Annotated in this window: 16 protein-coding genes and 1 pseudogene; 4 read left to right on the top strand and 13 right to left on the bottom strand. The window is 69.2% G+C overall.

The annotated features are described in order from the left end of the window. Positions 1 to 797 precede the first annotated feature (797 nt). Both C8D87_RS47590 and C8D87_RS47585 read right to left on the bottom strand, forming a co-directional pair. Positions 798 to 1,397, bottom strand: coding sequence for a hypothetical protein (locus C8D87_RS47590; RefSeq protein ID WP_233442103.1), 600 nt, complete (start codon positions 1,395 to 1,397; stop codon positions 798 to 800). A gap of 108 nt (positions 1,398 to 1,505) precedes the next feature. Then, a pseudogene (locus C8D87_RS47585) lies at positions 1,506 to 1,739 on the bottom strand (MerR family transcriptional regulator); the annotation flags it as partial. A 180-nt stretch (positions 1,740 to 1,919) separates the two neighbouring features. Between C8D87_RS47585 and C8D87_RS12980 the strand changes: the two are divergent. Then, on the top strand, positions 1,920 to 2,216 hold the full coding sequence (locus C8D87_RS12980; RefSeq protein WP_109639009.1) for a WhiB family transcriptional regulator: 297 nt from the start codon (positions 1,920 to 1,922) through the stop codon (positions 2,214 to 2,216). A 64-nt stretch (positions 2,217 to 2,280) separates the two neighbouring features. Here the strand turns inward: C8D87_RS12980 and groL are convergent, their stop codons facing one another. Both groL and groES read right to left on the bottom strand, forming a co-directional pair. Beyond that, complete coding sequence (groL, locus tag C8D87_RS12975) at positions 2,281 to 3,903, bottom strand: chaperonin GroEL (RefSeq protein WP_112226782.1); 1,623 nt, start codon at positions 3,901 to 3,903, stop codon at positions 2,281 to 2,283. A gap of 86 nt (positions 3,904 to 3,989) precedes the next feature. After that, a complete protein-coding gene (groES, locus tag C8D87_RS12970; RefSeq protein WP_030478362.1) occupies positions 3,990 to 4,283 on the bottom strand; it encodes a co-chaperone GroES in 294 nt (97 codons plus the stop codon). Between the two features lie 173 nt (positions 4,284 to 4,456). On the opposite strand from groES, the gene C8D87_RS12965 reads away from it, so the two are divergent. Beyond that, entirely contained in the window at positions 4,457 to 5,962 is a 1,506-nt protein-coding gene (locus C8D87_RS12965) for an alkaline phosphatase D family protein (protein ID WP_112226781.1), read from the top strand. A gap of 45 nt (positions 5,963 to 6,007) precedes the next feature. Further along, positions 6,008 to 7,531, top strand: coding sequence for an alkaline phosphatase D family protein (locus C8D87_RS12960; RefSeq protein ID WP_112226780.1), 1,524 nt, complete (start codon positions 6,008 to 6,010; stop codon positions 7,529 to 7,531). On the opposite strand, the gene C8D87_RS12955 is transcribed toward C8D87_RS12960, so the two are convergent. Genes C8D87_RS12955 through tsaB form a run of 6 tightly spaced genes read right to left on the bottom strand, consistent with a single transcriptional unit; the run spans position 7,532 to position 12,413 of the window. After that, a complete protein-coding gene (locus C8D87_RS12955) occupies positions 7,532 to 8,785 on the bottom strand; it encodes a glycosyltransferase family protein (RefSeq protein WP_112226779.1) in 1,254 nt (417 codons plus the stop codon). It lies immediately after the preceding gene. Beyond that, complete coding sequence (locus tag C8D87_RS12950) at positions 8,778 to 9,212, bottom strand: GtrA family protein (protein WP_233442052.1); 435 nt, start codon at positions 9,210 to 9,212, stop codon at positions 8,778 to 8,780. Before C8D87_RS12950 ends, C8D87_RS12955 begins: the two co-directional genes overlap by 8 nt. Next, a complete protein-coding gene (locus C8D87_RS12945; protein WP_112226778.1) occupies positions 9,209 to 10,192 on the bottom strand; it encodes a glycosyltransferase family 2 protein in 984 nt (327 codons plus the stop codon). Before C8D87_RS12945 ends, C8D87_RS12950 begins: the two co-directional genes overlap by 4 nt. A gap of 37 nt (positions 10,193 to 10,229) precedes the next feature. Then, the gene (gene tsaD / locus C8D87_RS12940) at positions 10,230 to 11,285 is read right to left on the bottom strand and encodes a tRNA (adenosine(37)-N6)-threonylcarbamoyltransferase complex transferase subunit TsaD (RefSeq protein ID WP_109628683.1); all 1,056 of its coding nucleotides are present in this window, start codon (positions 11,283 to 11,285) and stop codon (positions 10,230 to 10,232) included. Continuing rightward, positions 11,278 to 11,736, bottom strand: coding sequence for a ribosomal protein S18-alanine N-acetyltransferase (gene rimI / locus C8D87_RS12935; protein ID WP_112226777.1), 459 nt, complete (start codon positions 11,734 to 11,736; stop codon positions 11,278 to 11,280). The genes tsaD and rimI overlap by 8 nt, the downstream gene beginning before the upstream one ends. Continuing rightward, positions 11,733 to 12,413: a tRNA (adenosine(37)-N6)-threonylcarbamoyltransferase complex dimerization subunit type 1 TsaB gene (gene tsaB / locus C8D87_RS12930; protein ID WP_109628687.1), complete on the bottom strand. Its 681-nt coding sequence runs from the start codon at positions 12,411 to 12,413 to the stop codon at positions 11,733 to 11,735. The genes rimI and tsaB overlap by 4 nt, the downstream gene beginning before the upstream one ends. A 202-nt stretch (positions 12,414 to 12,615) precedes the next feature. On the opposite strand from tsaB, the gene C8D87_RS12925 reads away from it, so the two are divergent. Then, entirely contained in the window at positions 12,616 to 13,965 is a 1,350-nt protein-coding gene (locus C8D87_RS12925; RefSeq protein ID WP_112226776.1) for an acyl-CoA synthetase, read from the top strand. A gap of 33 nt (positions 13,966 to 13,998) precedes the next feature. Here the strand turns inward: C8D87_RS12925 and tsaE are convergent, their stop codons facing one another. From tsaE to alr, 3 genes are read right to left on the bottom strand one after another with little or no spacing between them, the layout of a single operon-like run. Then, a complete protein-coding gene (gene tsaE / locus C8D87_RS12920; protein WP_233439072.1) occupies positions 13,999 to 14,460 on the bottom strand; it encodes a tRNA (adenosine(37)-N6)-threonylcarbamoyltransferase complex ATPase subunit type 1 TsaE in 462 nt (153 codons plus the stop codon). Continuing rightward, positions 14,457 to 15,554: an alpha/beta fold hydrolase gene (locus tag C8D87_RS12915; RefSeq protein WP_170154675.1), complete on the bottom strand. Its 1,098-nt coding sequence runs from the start codon at positions 15,552 to 15,554 to the stop codon at positions 14,457 to 14,459. Before C8D87_RS12915 ends, tsaE begins: the two co-directional genes overlap by 4 nt. Then, entirely contained in the window at positions 15,551 to 16,636 is a 1,086-nt protein-coding gene (gene alr / locus C8D87_RS12910; protein ID WP_109628695.1) for an alanine racemase, read from the bottom strand. The genes C8D87_RS12915 and alr overlap by 4 nt, the downstream gene beginning before the upstream one ends. Positions 16,637 to 16,680: the final 44 nt, after the last annotated feature.

The following is a 16,680-nucleotide window of genomic DNA, read 5'->3' as shown; positions in this document are numbered from 1 at the left end:
GTCGATGGCGACTGCGCCCACCGTGGGGGCATGACCCACCAGGACAAGAGCGCTCGGCCAGATCAACGGATGAAGCCCTCTCGTGACACTGTGATTTAGCTCACACTCGACTAGTTCAACCCCTCTTGTCGACCCGTCGGGTGTCCCCCACACGACCAACGCGGTGCCGAGAACCAGTGCCGACTTGAGCTCGTGCCGGAGGGCGTTTCTGCTCGTCGCTACGCCGTACGCCTCCTCGGCGGGCGCCACCGCGGCGTGCGCCTGACCGGACGCGAGCTCGATCTCGGCGGCCACCCAGCCCCGCCGGACCCGGCTCCTCCACGAACCCGTCCGGACCAGAGCGAGCAACCGGCGGGCTTCAGCGAGCCGGCCTGCCCCGAGCGAGTCGGCCGCGAGACCGAGCAGAGCGTCCGTTCGGGCACCGTCCGCGTCGACACCGTCCGGATCGCCCCCACCGGTCGACCGAACGCGCGCGAGAGCGGCCCCATCGAGTGGGCGAGCGAGGTGATGCGCCCCGAGCTGACGGTGGTGCGACGCGCGCGTCGAGAGAGAAAGGGACGCGATCACCGGGTCGGGGTCGTGACGGAGCGCATCCAGCACGGTGGCCGCCGCCGCGTAGTGCCCCTGGCCACCGAGCACCACGGCAGCGAGCCATCGAACGCGGGAGTTGGCGGACGAGAGGGCGGACCAGACGTCGCGATCGGGTGAGTCACCGAAGGCGGCTCGGCGCAGCTCCTCTTCCACACCGCAGAGTGTGCCGTCAGGTGACGGCCACCTCGACGGCAGGCACGCTGCCGTCAGGTCACCGCGCCCTCGACGGCGGCCACGGCGTCCGCGAGATCGTCCACGCGTTCGGCGGGTGTGGTGACCACACCGCGCCGCCATCCGGGCCCGCCCACGAACAGCCGCACCTGCTGCCGGGTCCGCGGCAGCGCGGTCAGCACTCCGGGATCGGCGTACCGGGGCAGCTGCGCCCACAACACCACGGCCGACGGCGCGGTCCGGCGCACAGCGGCTGCCAACGCGACCACGGGCAGCGCGGCCCCGAGCTGCCGCACGACCACACCGCGCTGCGCCAGCTCAGCAGCCAACGGATAGAGAGGAAGGTTGTGCCTCTCCTCTGGCATGCACGCCAGCAGCACGGGCCGATGGTTGCGCCCAAGAGTGACGAGCGGCGTCGCGCGCACGAACGCAGCGAGCACGCACTCGTTCAACAGATGCTCCACCTCGACCCCTGCCCCGGACAGCTGCCACCGCGCGGCAACGGCCGTCAGCACCGGGCGCACGACCTCGTTCCACGTCGCGATCACGCCGTCGGACGCGAGCGAGTCGGCGAGCATCTCCTGCACCGCGATGGAGTCCATCGCGAGCGCCGCCCTGCCGAGCCCGCGCGCCAATCGAGACGCACCGGCCAATTTCAGGCCACGCCCGCCACCCGTTCGTGCGGCAGGAACCTCGCCGTGCGTCATCGAAGATTTCGAGTCGAGCGCGAAACGGGCCGCCTCGGCTGATGAGGCACCACGAAGAAGAGCGCGCTGCATCAATTCCAGGCGAGCAACATCCCGTGGCCCGTATTTGCGGTGCCGCCCGGTCGTGTGATCGCTCGGCCCGAGCCCGTAGCGGCGGTCCCAGGTGCGAAGGGTGGCGGGAGCCACGCCGAGTCGCCTGGCCACCGCGGCCACTGAGAGAAGGGGCTCACTCGTGTGACCACCGGCAGATCTGTGCTCCGGCTGTGTCATCACGAGAGCCATGTTCCGTTCACCTCATCCGGGCGGCAACTCCGGGCGGTGAGTGATCGAACACGCGTGCCGTCACCCATCAGTTGATTTGGGTCTTCAGCCTCTTGAACAAGTTTTGACGCGGTTCTACGGTGGATCATCGTTAAGCCGAATGGAGCAGTCGTCACGGAGGCGGTCTCGATGGCGGACACCCGAAGGCTTCCTGGTCCCAACGCAGATCTGTGGGATTGGCAGATGCGCGGTTCGTGCCGGGGTATGGACAGCGCGTTCTTCTTCCACCCCGACGGTGAACGGGGCCCGGCGAGAGCGCGGCGGGAAGCTCGCGCCAAGGCCGTCTGCCTCGACTGCCCGGTGCTGGAGATGTGTCGCAGACACGCGCTGGCGGTGCAGGAACCGTACGGAATTTGGGGCGGGCTCTCGGAATCGGAGCGCGACCACATCATCAAGGCCCGCAAGCGCCAATTGGCGATCGTCTAGACGAAAACCGGGTCGGCACCAAACGAAGGTGCCGACCCGGTTTCTCTTTTGAGTTCGAAAAAACTCAGTGGCCGTGCCCGTGGCCGTGGCCGTGGCCCGCGGCGGGAGCCTCGTCCGCCTTCTTCTCGACGATGGCGCTCTCGGTCGTGAGCACCATGCGCGCGATGGAGGCGGCGTTCGCGACAGCCGAGCGGGTGACCTTGACCGGGTCGATGATGCCCTGCTCCAGCAGGTCGCCGAACTCGAGCTTGGCGGCGTTGATGCCGAAGCCCCACTCGCCCTCGCGGACCTTGTTCACCACGACGGCGCCCTCGAGGCCGGCGTTCGCGGCGATCCAGAACAGCGGCGCGGACAGGGCCTTCGCGACCAGCGCGACACCCGTGGCCTCGTCACCGGTCAGGCCCAGACCGCCGTCCAGCACCTTGGCGGCGTGGACCAGCGCGGAACCACCGCCGGGGACGATGCCCTCCTCGACCGCGGCCTTCGTAGCGGCGACCGCGTCCTCGATGCGGTGCTTGCGCTCCTTGAGCTCGGTCTCGGTGGCGGCGCCGACCTTGATCACGGCGATGCCGCCGGAGAGCTTCGCGAGGCGCTCCTGCAGCTTCTCGCGGTCCCAGTCGGAGTCCGTGGCCTCGATCTCGCGGCGCAGCTGCTCCGCGCGGCCGGCGATGTCGGCCTTGGTGCCGCCGCCGTCCACGATCGTGGTGTCGTCCTTGGTCACGACGACGCGGCGGGCGGAGCCCAGCTGGTCGAGCGTGGTCTCGGACAGCTTCAGGCCGATCTCCGCGGAGATCACCTCGCCGCCGGTGACGACCGCGAGGTCGTCCAGGAACGCCTTGCGGCGGTCACCGAAGAACGGCGCCTTCACGGCGACGACCTTCAGCGTCTTGCGGACGGCGTTGACCACCAGCGTGGACAGGGCCTCGCCCTCGACGTCCTCGGCGATGATCAGCAGCGGCTTGCCGGACTCCGCGACCTTCTCGAGGATCGGGAGGACGTCGGCGAGCGCCGAGATCTTCTCGCGGTGCAGCAGGATGCGGACGTCTTCGTAGACGGCCTCCTGCGCCTCGAGGTCGGTCGAGAAGTGCGTCGACACGTAGCCCTTGTCGAACTGCACACCCTCGGTGATCACGAGCTCGGTCGCGAGCGTGGACGACTCCTCGACGGTGATGACACCGTCCTCGCCAACGCGCTCGATGGCCTCGCCGAGCAGGGCGCCGATCGACTCGTCACGCGAGGAGACGGTGCCGACCTGGGCGATGTTGTCACGGCCCTTGACCGGGGTGGCCTTGCCCTTGAGCGCGTCCACGACGGCGTCGGCGGCGGCCTGGATGCCACGGCCGAGCGCGGTCGGGTTCGCACCCGCGGCGATGTTGCGCAGGCCTTCCTTAACGAGGGCCTGCGCCAGCACGGTGGCGGTGGTGGTGCCGTCACCCGCGACGTCGTTGGTCTTGGTGGCGACCGACTTGGCGAGCTGCGCGCCGAGGTTCTCGAACGGGTCGTCCAGCTCGATCTCGCGAGCGATGGTCACACCGTCGTTGGTGACGGTCGGACCGCCGAACTTCTTGTCGAGGACGACGTGGCGCCCGCGCGGCCCAAGGGTGACCTTGACCGTGTCCGCGAGCTTGTTCACGCCGCGCTCGAGCGCCCGACGAGCGTCCTCGTCAAAGCTGATCTGCTTGGGCATTTACCTCAAAGCCTCTCTGGGTAGCGAAACGCCCCGGTAGCCCCGGGATGGGGCGCCGGGGCGTCAGGCATGTCAGCCGCAGCGTCTTAGTTGACGACGGCCAGCACGTCGCGGGCGGAGAGGATCAAGTACTCCTCGCCGTTGTACTTGACCTCGGTGCCGCCGTACTTCGAGTAGATGACGACGTCGCCGACAGCCACGTCCAGCGGGACGCGGTTGCCCTTGTCGTCGATGCGGCCGGGGCCGACCGCGAGGACCTTGCCCTCCTGGGGCTTCTCCTTCGCGGTGTCCGGGATCACGAGGCCGGAGGCAGTGGTCGTCTCGGCCTCGGAGGCCTGAACGACGATCTTGTCCTCGAGCGGCTTGATGTTCACGCTCACCGGGATGACCTCCACGGGTCGTTGGCAGGTTTCGTTGTTACGGCTCCTGCCACCCCGCCGTCGCGGGGGTCGGGGCGGTGCTGGTGCCGTGCAGTTGGCACTCTACCCATGAGAGTGCCAACGCTTCAACGAGGGCCCCGAACCACTCACCCATCGGGAGCCGTATTCAGGGCATGCCCACCTTTTCGCGCCGAACGCTGCTGCTCGCGGGCGTGGCGGGAGTCACAGCGTTCACCGCCACCGCGGCCGCCAGACCGAGCGACCCTTTCACACTGGGTGTGGCCTCTGGTGACCCGACACCCGACGGGGTGGTCCTGTGGACCCGGCTGGCCCTCGAACCGCTGGCGGAGGACGGCAGGGGCGGCATGCCGGGACGTCCGATCGAGGTGCGGTGGCAGGTCGCCGACGACGAACGGTTCACCCGGATCGTGCAGCAGGGCTCCACCCTCGCTCGACCGGAGGACGGCCACAGCGTCCACCTCGAGCTCACCGGGCTGGAACCGGGTCGCGAGTACTTCTACCGCTTCAGGGCGCTCAACCACCTCTCCAGGACGGGCCGCACACGCACCGCTCCTCCTCCGGAGGCTTTGCAGGTACCGCTGACGATGGCCTTCGCGTCGTGCGCGCAGTACGAGCACGGCTACTTCACGGCGTATCGCAGGCTGGCGGAGGACGAACCCGACCTGGTGCTGCACCTCGGCGACTACACGTACGAGTACGAGGCCGGCATCCACGTCGCACCGACCGGCAACGTCCGCCACATCGAGGGCCCGACCACCACGACGCTCGCGGACTACCGCCGGCGGCAGGCGCAGTACAAGAGCGATCCCGACCTGCAGGCCGCGCACGCCGCCGCGCCGTGGGCGGTGATCTGGGACGACCACGAGATCGCCAACAACTGGGCCGGACTGCAGCCGGACACACCCCAGGCGGACTTCGCCAAACGCCGCGCGGCGGCGTTCCAGGCCTACTACGAGAACATGCCCGTTCGCAGGTCACCAAGGCTGTACCGGCGGATCCGGTGGGGTTCGCTCGCCACGTTCCACATGCTCGACACCCGCCAGTACCGCACCGACCAGGCCTGCGGGGACGGGTTGCAGCTGTGTCTGGAACGACTCGCCCCCGAGCGGACGATGCTCGGCGCTGACCAGGAAAAGTGGCTGTTCAACGGGTTCCGCGAGTCGACGGCCCGGTGGGACGTCCTCGGGCAGCAGGTCTTCTTCTCGCAGTACGACTACATCCCCGGCGACGTCGACAAGTTCCTGCTGGACGCGTGGGACGGCTACGTCGCGGACCGGGACCGGGTGGTGGCGGGGCTCGCCGGCGTGCGGAACCCGATCGTGCTCACCGGTGACGTGCACGCGGCGTGGGGCGCGGAGGTCAAGCAGCGATGGGACGACCCGTCGTCGAAGACGCTCGCGACCGAGCTGGTGACCACGTCGATCACGGCCGGCGGCGACGGTTCCGAGGAGTACGAGGAGACGCCGCTGTGGCTCAAGGAGAACCCGCACGTGAAGTACTTCAACAACCGGCGCGGGTACACGCTGACCAGGTTCACGCCCGATGAGCTGCGCACGGACTTCCGCGGGCTGGACCACGTGACGCGGCCGGGCTCGCCCGTCCACACCAAGGCGTCGTTCGCGGTGGAGGACCGAGTCCCGGGGCTCCACAGGCTTTAGGGAGGCGTTCACCTGACAGCCACCCTGGTGGGTGAAGGTCTCACCATGACTCGAGTGACGCGACGCGCACTCCTCATCGGGGGACTTGCGCTCACCACCGTCGGCGCCGGGTCGGGCAGGCTCGCCGACCCGTTCACCTTGGGGGTCGCTTCCGGCGACCCGACCTTCGACAGCGTGGTCCTGTGGACCCGCCTCGCACCCACCCCGCTCGCGGAGGACGGCCTGGGCGGCATGCCGTCCCGCGTCGTCGAGGTGAAGTGGGAGATCGCACTGGACGAGCGGTTCCGGCACGTCGTCCGGCGCGGCACGGCCCACGCGCGGCCGGAGGAGGGCCACAGCGTCCACGTGGACGTGCGCGGGCTGCTGCCCGGCCGCGAGTACCTCTACCGCTTCTCCGCCGAAGGCCACCTGTCACGGGTGGGCCGGACCAGGACGGCGTTGGCACCGTGGGCGCTGGGCAGCGGGCTCACGATGGCGTTCGCCTCCTGCTCGCAGTTCGAGCACGGCTACTTCACCGCGTACCGCAGGATGGCCGAGGACCAGCCGGACCTGGTGCTGCACCTCGGCGACTACCAGTACGAGTACGCCAAGGGCACGTACGTGGCACCGGGCGGCAACCCGCGCGACCACGAGGGCCCGGAGACCGAGACGCTCGCGAACTACCGGCAGCGGCACGCGCAGTACAAGACCGACCTCGACCTGCAGGAGGCGCACGCCGTGGCGCCGTGGGCCGTGGTGTGGGACGACCACGAGATCGACAACAACTGGGCGGACGAGGTCTACGAGAAGCCGCAGATCCCGCAGCCGAACTTCCTGGCGCGGCGGGCGGCGGCGTTCCAGGCCTACTACGAGAACATGCCGATCAGGAACAAGCCCAACGGCATCGACCTGCAGCTCTACCGGCGCATCCAGTGGGGCGGGCTCGCGAACTTCCACATGCTCGACACCCGGCAGTACCGCGACGACCAGCTCTGCGGTGACGGCTTGAAGGCGTGCCCCGAGCGGCTCAACCCGGCGCGCACGATCACCGGTGCCGAGCAGGAGAAGTGGCTGCTCGACGGTCTCAGGCGCTCGCGAGCGCGTTGGGATGTGCTGGGACAGCAGGTGTTCTTCTCGCAGCTCGACTTCACGCCCGGTGCCGGCGAGACCAACAACATGGACGCGTGGGACGGCTATGCCGCGAACCGCGACCGCGTCGCCGCAGGCTTCGCCCACACGCGCAACACCGTCGTGCTCACGGGTGACGTGCATGCGGCGTGGGCGGCCGAGGTGAAGGAGAGGTGGAACGACCCGACGTCGAGGACCGTTGCCACCGAGCTGGTGTCGACGTCGATCACGTCCGGTGGCGACGGGTCGGAGGAGCGCCCCGAGACACCGGCGATCCTGGCCGAGAACCCGCACGTGAAGTACTTCAACAACCGGCGCGGGTACGTTCGGACCAGGTTCACCGCACGTGAGGTGCGAGCGGACTTCCGTGCGCTCGGCTACGTGCAGAGGCCCGGCGCTCCGGTGACCACGAAGGCGTCGTTCGTGGTGGAGGACCGCAGGCCGGGCCTCAACAGGGTCTGATCAGCCCGACCAGTTGCCCGACACGAACATCAGGTAGAACAGGGTCTGTGTGGTCAGACCCAGGTACATCACCGCGTAGACCACGGACTTCAACGCGGGGACGCGCTGGCCGAGCAGCACGAGCGCCAGGTAGATGCCGAAGCACGGCAGCAGGTAGCGGTGCACCGAGACCAGGTTGCCGTTCAGCGTGAGCATGATCAGCGACGCGACGCCGTAGAGGCCCACGGGCACCAGGTCGCCCCTGCGCTGCGCCAGCAGGTAGATCGAGCCGGCGATCAGCAGGACGATGCCGGCCAGCGGTACCACGTGGTTGGTGAGGTTCCACGTGTTCAGGTCGGCCGGCTTCGTCAGGGTGTTGACGCTCATCAGCAGCTCGTTCCAGAGCGTGCCGAAGATGTTCGGCGTGAACTGGTGGTACGACCAGGCCGGGGCCTTCTCGTACGCCGACGTCATGCCGAGCGGATCGCCGACCAGAATTTTCAGGTACAGCGCGAAGCCGAGAAAGCCCACGGCGCTCGCGGGGAACCACAGCAGGTGCCACGACAGCAGGCCGCGGAACTTCCAGTCCTTGCTGCGCCAGAACTCCAGGAAGCACAGACCCACGAACAGGACGGCGGTGATCCGCACACCGGTCAGCGGCATCAGGCACAGGCCCATGAAGACCCACTGGCGGCGCAGCGCGAAGAGGTACGCCCAGAAGCCGAGCGCGATGAACACGGCCTCGCTGTAGAACGCGTGCAGGAAGTACGCCGACGGCCACGTCAACATCGCCATCACGACGAGCCACGGCGCGCGCTCGCCGGTCAGGAGGGTCCTGGCGATCTTGAGCAGCGCCACCGCGCCGAGCCACGTGGCGACAGTGTTGACGATGATGCCCGCGGCCAGCGTGCCGATCTTGCCGAGGAACACCATCTTCACGAGCCACACGACGGCCGGGAAGACGGGGTAGAACGCCTGTGAGGTCGGGACGTTCTGGTACGCCGTGCCCTCGGCGATGCCGGTGAAGTTCTCGGCGTCCCAGCGATGCGTGTGCGAGAGCAGCGTGTCGACCGTGCGTGACGAGACCGGCGTGCCCTCGAAGATCGGCAGCAGCGGCTCGAGCACCCGCCCGAGCACGGTCATGAAGACCTGCCAGGCGAACACCAGCAGGAAGACCTTCGCGAAGTCACCCGTCAGCGCGGTCTTCCACCGGGGAACTGGTCTGTGCGCCTCCTCGGCGACGACCTCCGGCTCGCGGATCGCGGTGTCAGTCATGAACGGGTTCCTTTGCAAGCTCTTCGGCAGGGCGGAACACGAGCTTGCTGTAGAGCACGTAGTTCCAGATGAGGGCGACGCAGATGCCCGCGAACTTGGGCGCCGCGATGGCGAGCGTCTCCGGCAGACCGGCGAACGCGTCGCGCGTGAGCAGGATGACCAGCGGTTGGATGACCCACAGGCCGATGCCCGTGACCAGCACGAACAGCACGACCTGGCGGGCCACGCCGCCACCCGCCGCTCGGAACGTGAAGCTGCGGTTGAGGGTGAAGCTGAGCGCCATGCCCATCGTGGTCGAGATCAGGTTCGCGATCACGAGAGGCGTGCCGAGCGCGAACAGCACCGTGTAACCGACCAGGTCGACGAGGGTGTTGCCCACACCGACCAGGCCGAAGCGCAGCTGCTGGGCACTCAGCAGCTTCTTCACGACGCGAGGACCCTGGCGTCGTTCGGCACGTTCGTCCCGGTGCGCACCGACGCCACGCTGTAGAGCGGGCGACCCTGCACCTCGGTGTAGATGCGGCCGACGTAGCTGCCGAGCACGCCGAGCATGATCAGCTGGATGCCGCCGAGGAAGAACACCGCGCTGGTGATGAACGCCCAACCGGGAACGGCGGTGTCCGGCAGGAACAGCTTCACGCCGACGACGTAGCAGATGCCGACGAACGCGAGGAACGAGATGAAGTAGCCGACCTTCGAGATCAGCTTCAGCGGGGCGGCGGAGAAGCCGACGATACCGTCCGCCGCGAACCGCAGCATCTTGCGCAGCGGGTAGCCGGTGACGCCCGCGTGGCGCTTGTCGCGGTCGAACTGGACGGCGGTCTGACGGAACCCGATGAAGCTCACCAGGCCGCGCAGGAACCTGTTGTGCTCGCGGAACTTGCGCAGCTCCTCGACGACTTTGCGGTCGATCAGGCGGAAGTCGCCGGTGTTCTCCGGGATGTCGATCTCGGCGACCTTGCGCAGGAACCAGTAGAACGCCCGCGCGGTGGCCTTCTTGAACGCCGTGTCCTGGCGCGAGCGGCGCTGGGCGTAGACGACGTCGTAGCCCTGCTCCCACTTCTCGACGAGCTCGAGGCTCACCGAGGGCGGGTCCTGCATGTCGCTGTCCATGATGATCACGGCGTCGGCGTCCGCGAGGTCGAGCCCCGCGGTCACGGCGAGCTGGTGACCGAAGTTGCGCGACAGGTCGATGACGGTGACCCGGTCGTCGGCGTCCGCGACGGCGTTGAGCAGCGCGAGCGAGTCGTCGCGGCTGCCGTCGTTGACGTAGATGAAGTTGACCCGGCACCGGTCTTCCAGCGGCTTCACGACCTCGGAAACCGTCTTGTGCAGCAGATCGATGTTCCCGGCCTCGTTGTAGATCGGGAACAGGTACGTGATCGTGCGCATGGGTTCAGCGCTCACCGCTTACTCCAGTGTCAGGTCCGCCCCAGGAATGGGATCAGAGTATCTGCACGGTCCCAACAGGCAGACCCGGCGTCGTCGACAGGTCCATCGGCGACGGCTTGGCACCGGCGGCGACCAGGTGAGCGCCGAGTGCGGCGATCATCGCGCCGTTGTCGGTGCACAGCCTGGGCCTCGGCACGCGCAGTTCGATGCCGGCCTCGGCGCAACGCTCGGCGGCCAGGCCGCTCAGGCGCGAGTTCGCCGCGACACCGCCGGAGATGACCAGCGTGTCGACCTTGAGATCCTTCGCCGCGCGGATCGCCTTGGCGGTCAGCACGTCCGCGACCGCCTCCTGGAACGACGCGGCGACGTCGGCCAGCGGGATCTCCTCACCGGCACGTTCCGCGCGCTCGACCCAGCGGGCGACCGAGGTCTTCAAGCCGGAGAACGAGAAGTCGTACTTCGCGTCGCGCGGGCCGGTGAGGCCGCGCGGGAACGCGATCGCGCACCCGTTGCCCTGCTTGGCGAGCTTGTCGATGGGCGGGCCACCGGGGTAGGGCAGGTCGAGCAGCCTCGCGACCTTGTCGTACGCCTCACCTGCGGCGTCGTCCACCGTGGACCCGATCTCGGTGATCGAGTTCGCCAGGCCACCCTCGACGAGCAGCAGCTGGGAGTGGCCACCGGAGACGAGCAGCGCGAGGCAGCGGTTCGGCAGCGCGCCGTGCTGCAGCGTGTCCGCGGCGACGTGGCCGGCGAGGTGGTTCACGCCGTAGAGCGGCTTGCCGAGCGCGGCGGCGTAGGCCTTCGCGGCGGACACGCCGACCAGCAGCGCGCCGGCAAGGCCAGGACCGGCGGTGACGGCGATGGAGTGGATCTGGGAGAGCTCGGCACCGGACGCGTCCAGCGCGCGGCGCATGGTCGGCACCATGGCTTCGAGGTGGGCGCGGGAAGCGACCTCCGGCACGACGCCGCCGAAGCGTGCGTGCTCCTCGACGCTGGAGGCGACCTCGTCGGCGAGCAGTTCGAGCGAGCCGTCCTCGCCGAGGCGGACGATGCCGACGCCCGTCTCGTCGCACGAGCTCTCGATGCCCAGAATCAAGCGATCAGACACTGTGAGCAGGCCTTCCCATCGTGTACGCGTCGGCACCCGACGGCTGGTAGTAGCGGCGGCGCACGCCGAGGTGCTCGAAGCCGTGCGCCAGGTACATGGCGATCGCGGGCTCGTTGTCCGTGCGGACCTCGAGGTAGACCGGGACGCCGATCTCGTCCACGCGGGCGAGGAGGTCGTTCAGGAGCTTCTTGCCGACCCCCCTGCCCTGCCAGTGCTTGATCACCGCGATCGTGTGCACGCTGGCCTCGTGCTCCGAGGCGGCGAGCCCCGCGTAGCCGATGAGCTCGTCGTCCGCGTACGCGCCGATGTAGTAGTTGCCGTTGTCGAGCTCGCTGTGGAACGCGTTCTCGCTCCACGGGTCCTCGCCGGGGAACAACTGCAGCTCGATCTCGTGGCACCTGGGCACGTCGGCGTGCCGCAGCGGCGCGAGCGTGACGGTGCCGGTGGTCATGCCCTGGTCACCCGCTTGCGCCCGGTGGGCTCGACCGCGTCCGGGCGGCGCAGGTAGAGCGGGGTGAGCGCGGCAGGACGGGCCTTCGCGAGCACCTCGGCGGCCGCGGCGGCGACCAGGCCCTCCGGCGTGGGGTGCTTGGCCCCGAGCAGCTCCAGGCCGAGGATCTCCTGGTAGATCTCCGCACCCTCACCGGTGGCGTGGTGCACGCCCAGCGCCGGCAGCTTTTCCGCCAGGTCCTGCGGGCGCTCGACGTGCGGGCCGTCGGTGCGGCGGCCGGCGGCGTCGTAGGCGGCCCAGTAGACCTCCTTGCGCCGGGCGTCGGTCGCGACGAGCAGCGGGTGGCCGCTGGCGGCGTCCCTGGCGATGGCGTCCGTGGTGGCGACCGGGTAGACCGGGCGGTTGAGCGCCTGGCCGAGCGCGGCGGCGGTGGCGAGGCCGACCCGCAGGCCGGTGAAGGGGCCGGGACCTGCGCCGACGACGATGGCGTCGAGGTCGGCGAACGTGTGGCCGGCCTCTTCGAGCGAGTCGCTGATGTGCGGGGTGAGCAGCTCACCGTGCGCCTTGGCGTTGAGCGTCACCCGCTTCGCGAGCAGGCGCGGCGGGGAATCAGGTGCGAGTTCGACCACACCGGCGGTGACTGCGGGGGTGGCCGTGTCGACGGCGAGCACTAGCACGATTGTCCAGAGTAGTACGAGGTCGTGTCGGCCATCCGGTCGCCTCTTGCTGTCAACCGCGAAGGCGATTCGGCGGCAAGCGGCGGCCGGATGGCCGACTTCCCGACGACCTCGTCGCCATCTGCGCAGCAGGGGCATCGAACACCGTGGTCGAAGCCACACTTCCGATGCGTCCTCGAGGCACGGGCACCACCCTGGATTCATGTTCGCTGAACCGAGTGACCGCGAAGCTCTCCGCTTCGGTGAGAAGTCCCTGACCCACGCCGAGCTGCACCGGGCCGCGGGCACTCTGGCGGAGCGGCTGAAGGGCAACAGCCGCGTCGCCGTGTGGGCGACTTCGACGCTCGAAACCTGCGTCTCGGTGGTCGCAGGGCTGCTCGCGGGCGTCGCGATCGTGCCGCTCAACCCCAAGATCGGCGAACGCGAGCTCGAGCACATCCTCGGTGACAGCTTGCCCGACCTGGTTCTTCGCGACGAACCGATCGTGTTCGGCACGCCCGGCGAGTTCCAGGAGCCCGATCAGGAGACCCCGGCGCTGATCATCTACACCTCGGGCACGACCGGTCCGCCCAAGGGCGTGGTGCTGCCCCGCAGGGCGCTGACCTCGAACATCGACGCGCTCGCCGAGGCGTGGCAGTGGACCGGCGACGACGTGCTGGTGCACGGGCTGCCGCTGTTCCACGTGCACGGCCTGGGCATCGGCATCCTCGGCGCGCTCCGGCTGGGCGGCTCGGTGCGGCACGTGAGGTTCTCTCCCGCCGCCATCGGCCACGAGCTCGCGACCGGCGCCACGATGATGTTCGGCGTCCCGACGATGTACCACCGGATCGCCGAGGCGGTGGAGCAGGACACCGCGCTGGCGGACCAGTTCCGGCGAGCACGGCTGCTCGTCTCGGGTTCGGCGGCGCTGCCGGCCAGCGACCACGAGCGGATCGCCAAGGCCACCGGGCAGGGCATCGTCGAGCGGTACGGGATGAGCGAGACGCTGATGAACGTCAGCGTGCGGTTCGACGGCGATCGCCGTCCGGGCGCGGTCGGCCTGCCCGTGGACGGCGTCGAGGTGCGGGTCGTCGACGAGCAGGGGGACGACGTCGGCATCGGCGCAATCGGCGAGATCGAGGTGCGCGGGCCGAACCTGTTCCTGGAGTACCTCAACCGGCCGGACGCGACCGAGGCGGCGTTCCGCGACGGGTGGTTCAAGACCGGCGACATGGCGGTCCGCGACCCCGACGGTTACCTCAGGATCGTCGGGCGGCGGGCCACCGACCTGATCAAGAGCGGCGGCTACAGGATCGGCGCAGGGGAGATCGAGAACGCCCTGCTGGAGCACCCGGCGGTGGCCGAGGTGGCGGTGACCGGCGAGCCGGACGACGACCTCGGCGAGCGGATCGTGGCCTGGGTGGTGCCGTCTGGCGAGGCGCCGGAACCGTCGGTGCTGAGCGATCACGTGGCGAGGCTGCTGTCGCCGCACAAGAGGCCGCGGGTCGTGCGTTACCTCGATGCCCTGCCGCGCAACGAGATGGGCAAGGTGCTCAAGCGCGAGCTGTCCTGACTGGACAGCCAGGCGTTGTCGGCGATGCCGACCTCACACAGGCAGGGTGCGAGCCGTCCAGTCGCCGTGCGGAATCAGCTGGGCCGTGCGAACGTCGTCGGCTCCGCGCTCGAGGCGGATGAGCAGGTGATCTTCACTCAGGCGTTCCGCGACGCCCTCGCCCCACTCGACCGCCACCACGGCGTCGACCAGGTCCGTGTCCAGATCAAGATCGTCCAGCTCGTCCAGGTGACCCCCGAGCCGGTAGGCGTCGACGTGCACCAGCGGCACACCCCTGCCACCCTCGGCCGGCTCGTGGACGCGGGCGATGACGAACGTCGGCGACGACACGCGGCCCTGCACACCGAGGCCCCGCGCGAGCCCGCGCACCAGTGCCGTCTTGCCTGCACCCAACGGCCCGGCGAGCAGCAGCAGGTCGCCCGCCCGCACGACTTCACCCAGCTTGCGGCCGAACTCCTCGGTGTCCTCCACCAGGGGCAGTTCGACGGTCTTCACGCTCGGCGCCACCACTTCTTCCGACTCTCTCCGCGATCGGCCGCGCAGCGTTCGAGGAGCGCGACCAGGTGGTCGTTGACGAGATCAGCCTGCTCCATCATCACCATGTGCCCGGCACCGGGGGCCCTTACGAGCGTGGCGTGCGGCATCTCCTCCGCCATCCGCTCGGCGTGCGAGAAGGGCGTGAGCTTGTCCGCGTCACCGCTCACGATCAGCACCTCGCAGTGCCGCAGCCCGGCGAGCGCCCGGTAGCGGTCGTGCGTGCCGAGGGTCTCCAGGAACTCGGTGAGCACCTTCACCGTCGTCCCGTTGATCATCTGCTCCATCAGGTCCACAAGGGACGGTGCCACCTTGCGGTCACCGAACGCCAACGCCCGGATGCCGCTCCACGTGAGGGTTTTCGCGCCACGGCGCACCCACTCGACGAGGGCGGGTTGCACACCGGCGAGCCGTCCGATGCCGAGCGTCACCGGGTTGTACCGCGACAGCACGGACTTCGGCAGTCCCGCGCCACCGACCGCGCCCGCGGCCGTGCCGATCAACGCGACACCGCGCACCCGTTCGGCGAAGAGGTCCGGCTGCTTCTCGGCCAGCGCCATGATCGTCATGCCGCCCATGGAGTGGCCCACGAGCACGAGCGGTCCCTCCGGCACGACCGAGCGGATCACCGCGTCGAGGTCGTGCGCGAGCTGCTCGATGGTGCTGGCCTCGGCGGCAGAACGGCCGGACCGGCCGTGGCTGCGCTGGTCGTAGATCACCTGGTGCACCCGCGGATCGATCAGTTCCGCGAGGTCACGGCGCTGGAAGTGCCAGCAGCGGCGGTCCAGCGCGAAGCCGTGCACGAGCACGACGGTGATGTCGGCCTCGCCACCGTCGGCGGGGTCGACCTCCTCGACGGAGATCGGCACGCCGTCGTCCGCGGCCACGGTCGACTCGCGATCGGGCCGCAGCTGTCCTAACGGCTCGTCGGCGAGGCTGTCGGTGGCGGTCTTGCGCTGGTGCGACACCTTCGCGGTCTGCGCGACGGCAGCACCCGCGACGGCGGCGCCGAGCGCACCACCGACCCATCCGACGACCTTCCACACCGGCTTCACGTGTAGATCCTCCGCACCCGCGGCCGGTACATCCCGCAGACGATCTCGTAGTCGATCGTCCCGGTCAGCTCCGCCCACTCCGTCGCCGTCGGCTCCCCCCGGCGCCCGTCGCCGAACAGGACAACTTCCGCACCCTCGCGGACCTCGTCGTTCCCGCAGTCCACGACGATCTGGTCCATGCAGACACGCCCGGCCACCGGGCGGCGCTTCCCGTCCAGAAGCACCTCCATCCGGCCGGAGAGCGCCCGCGGGACACCGTCCGCATACCCGGCCGGCACCAGTGCCAGCGTCGTGTCCTCCTGCGCGGTCCATGTCATCCCGTAGGAGACCGACTCGCCGGCGGGGATACGTTTCGTGAGGGCGACGTACGACCGGTAGCTCATGACCGGACGCAGGTCGTGGTCGGTCGGTACCGGGTTCAGCCCGTAGATCGCGATGCCGGGCCGCACCATGTCGAAGTGCAGATCGGGCCTGGTCAACAGGGCCGCGGAGTTGGCGATGTGCCGCTTCGGATCGAGACCGTGGGCCTTCGCCACCTCGTAGGCGTCGTCGAACCGCTTGGCCTGCAGGTCGACCGACGGATGACCGATTTCGTCAGCGCACGCGAGGTGCGACCAGATGGCGACGACCTCGTGCTTCCTGGCCTGTTCCACCAGCTCCGGCCAGTCGTGCGGCTGGCAGCCGTTGCGGCTCAGACCCGTGTCGATCTTGAGGTGGATCCGGGGCCGGGCGTCGGCTTCCTCCGCGGCCTGTTCGACGCGGCGCAGGTCGGTCAGGGACGCGACGGACAGGTCGACGTCGGCCGCGATGCCGGCGGCCAGGTCCTCGTCCGGTGCGTCGAGCCAGGCCAGGATCGGTGCCCGGATGCCGGCGGCTCTGAGCGCGAGAGCTTCCTGCGTGGAACAGGAACCCAGCCAGGTGGCGCCGGACTCGAGTGCGGCCCGTGCGATTTCCACCGCGCCGTGGCCGTAGCCGTCCGCCTTGACGACAGCCATCGTCTCCGAGGCAGGTGCAAGGGCGGCGAGCAGCGAGACGTTGTGCCGCAGCGCACCTAGGTCGACGACAACTTCTGAGCGGGCCATAACCTTTTCATCGTGCCATGACTCCGCAGCTCATCGGGTGTGAG

Source organism: Lentzea atacamensis (genome assembly GCF_003269295.1).
GTDB lineage: Bacteria > Actinomycetota > Actinomycetes > Mycobacteriales > Pseudonocardiaceae > Lentzea > Lentzea atacamensis.
The sequence above is the reverse complement of the archived record's forward strand: the minus strand, read 5'-3'. Positions and strand labels throughout refer to the sequence as shown.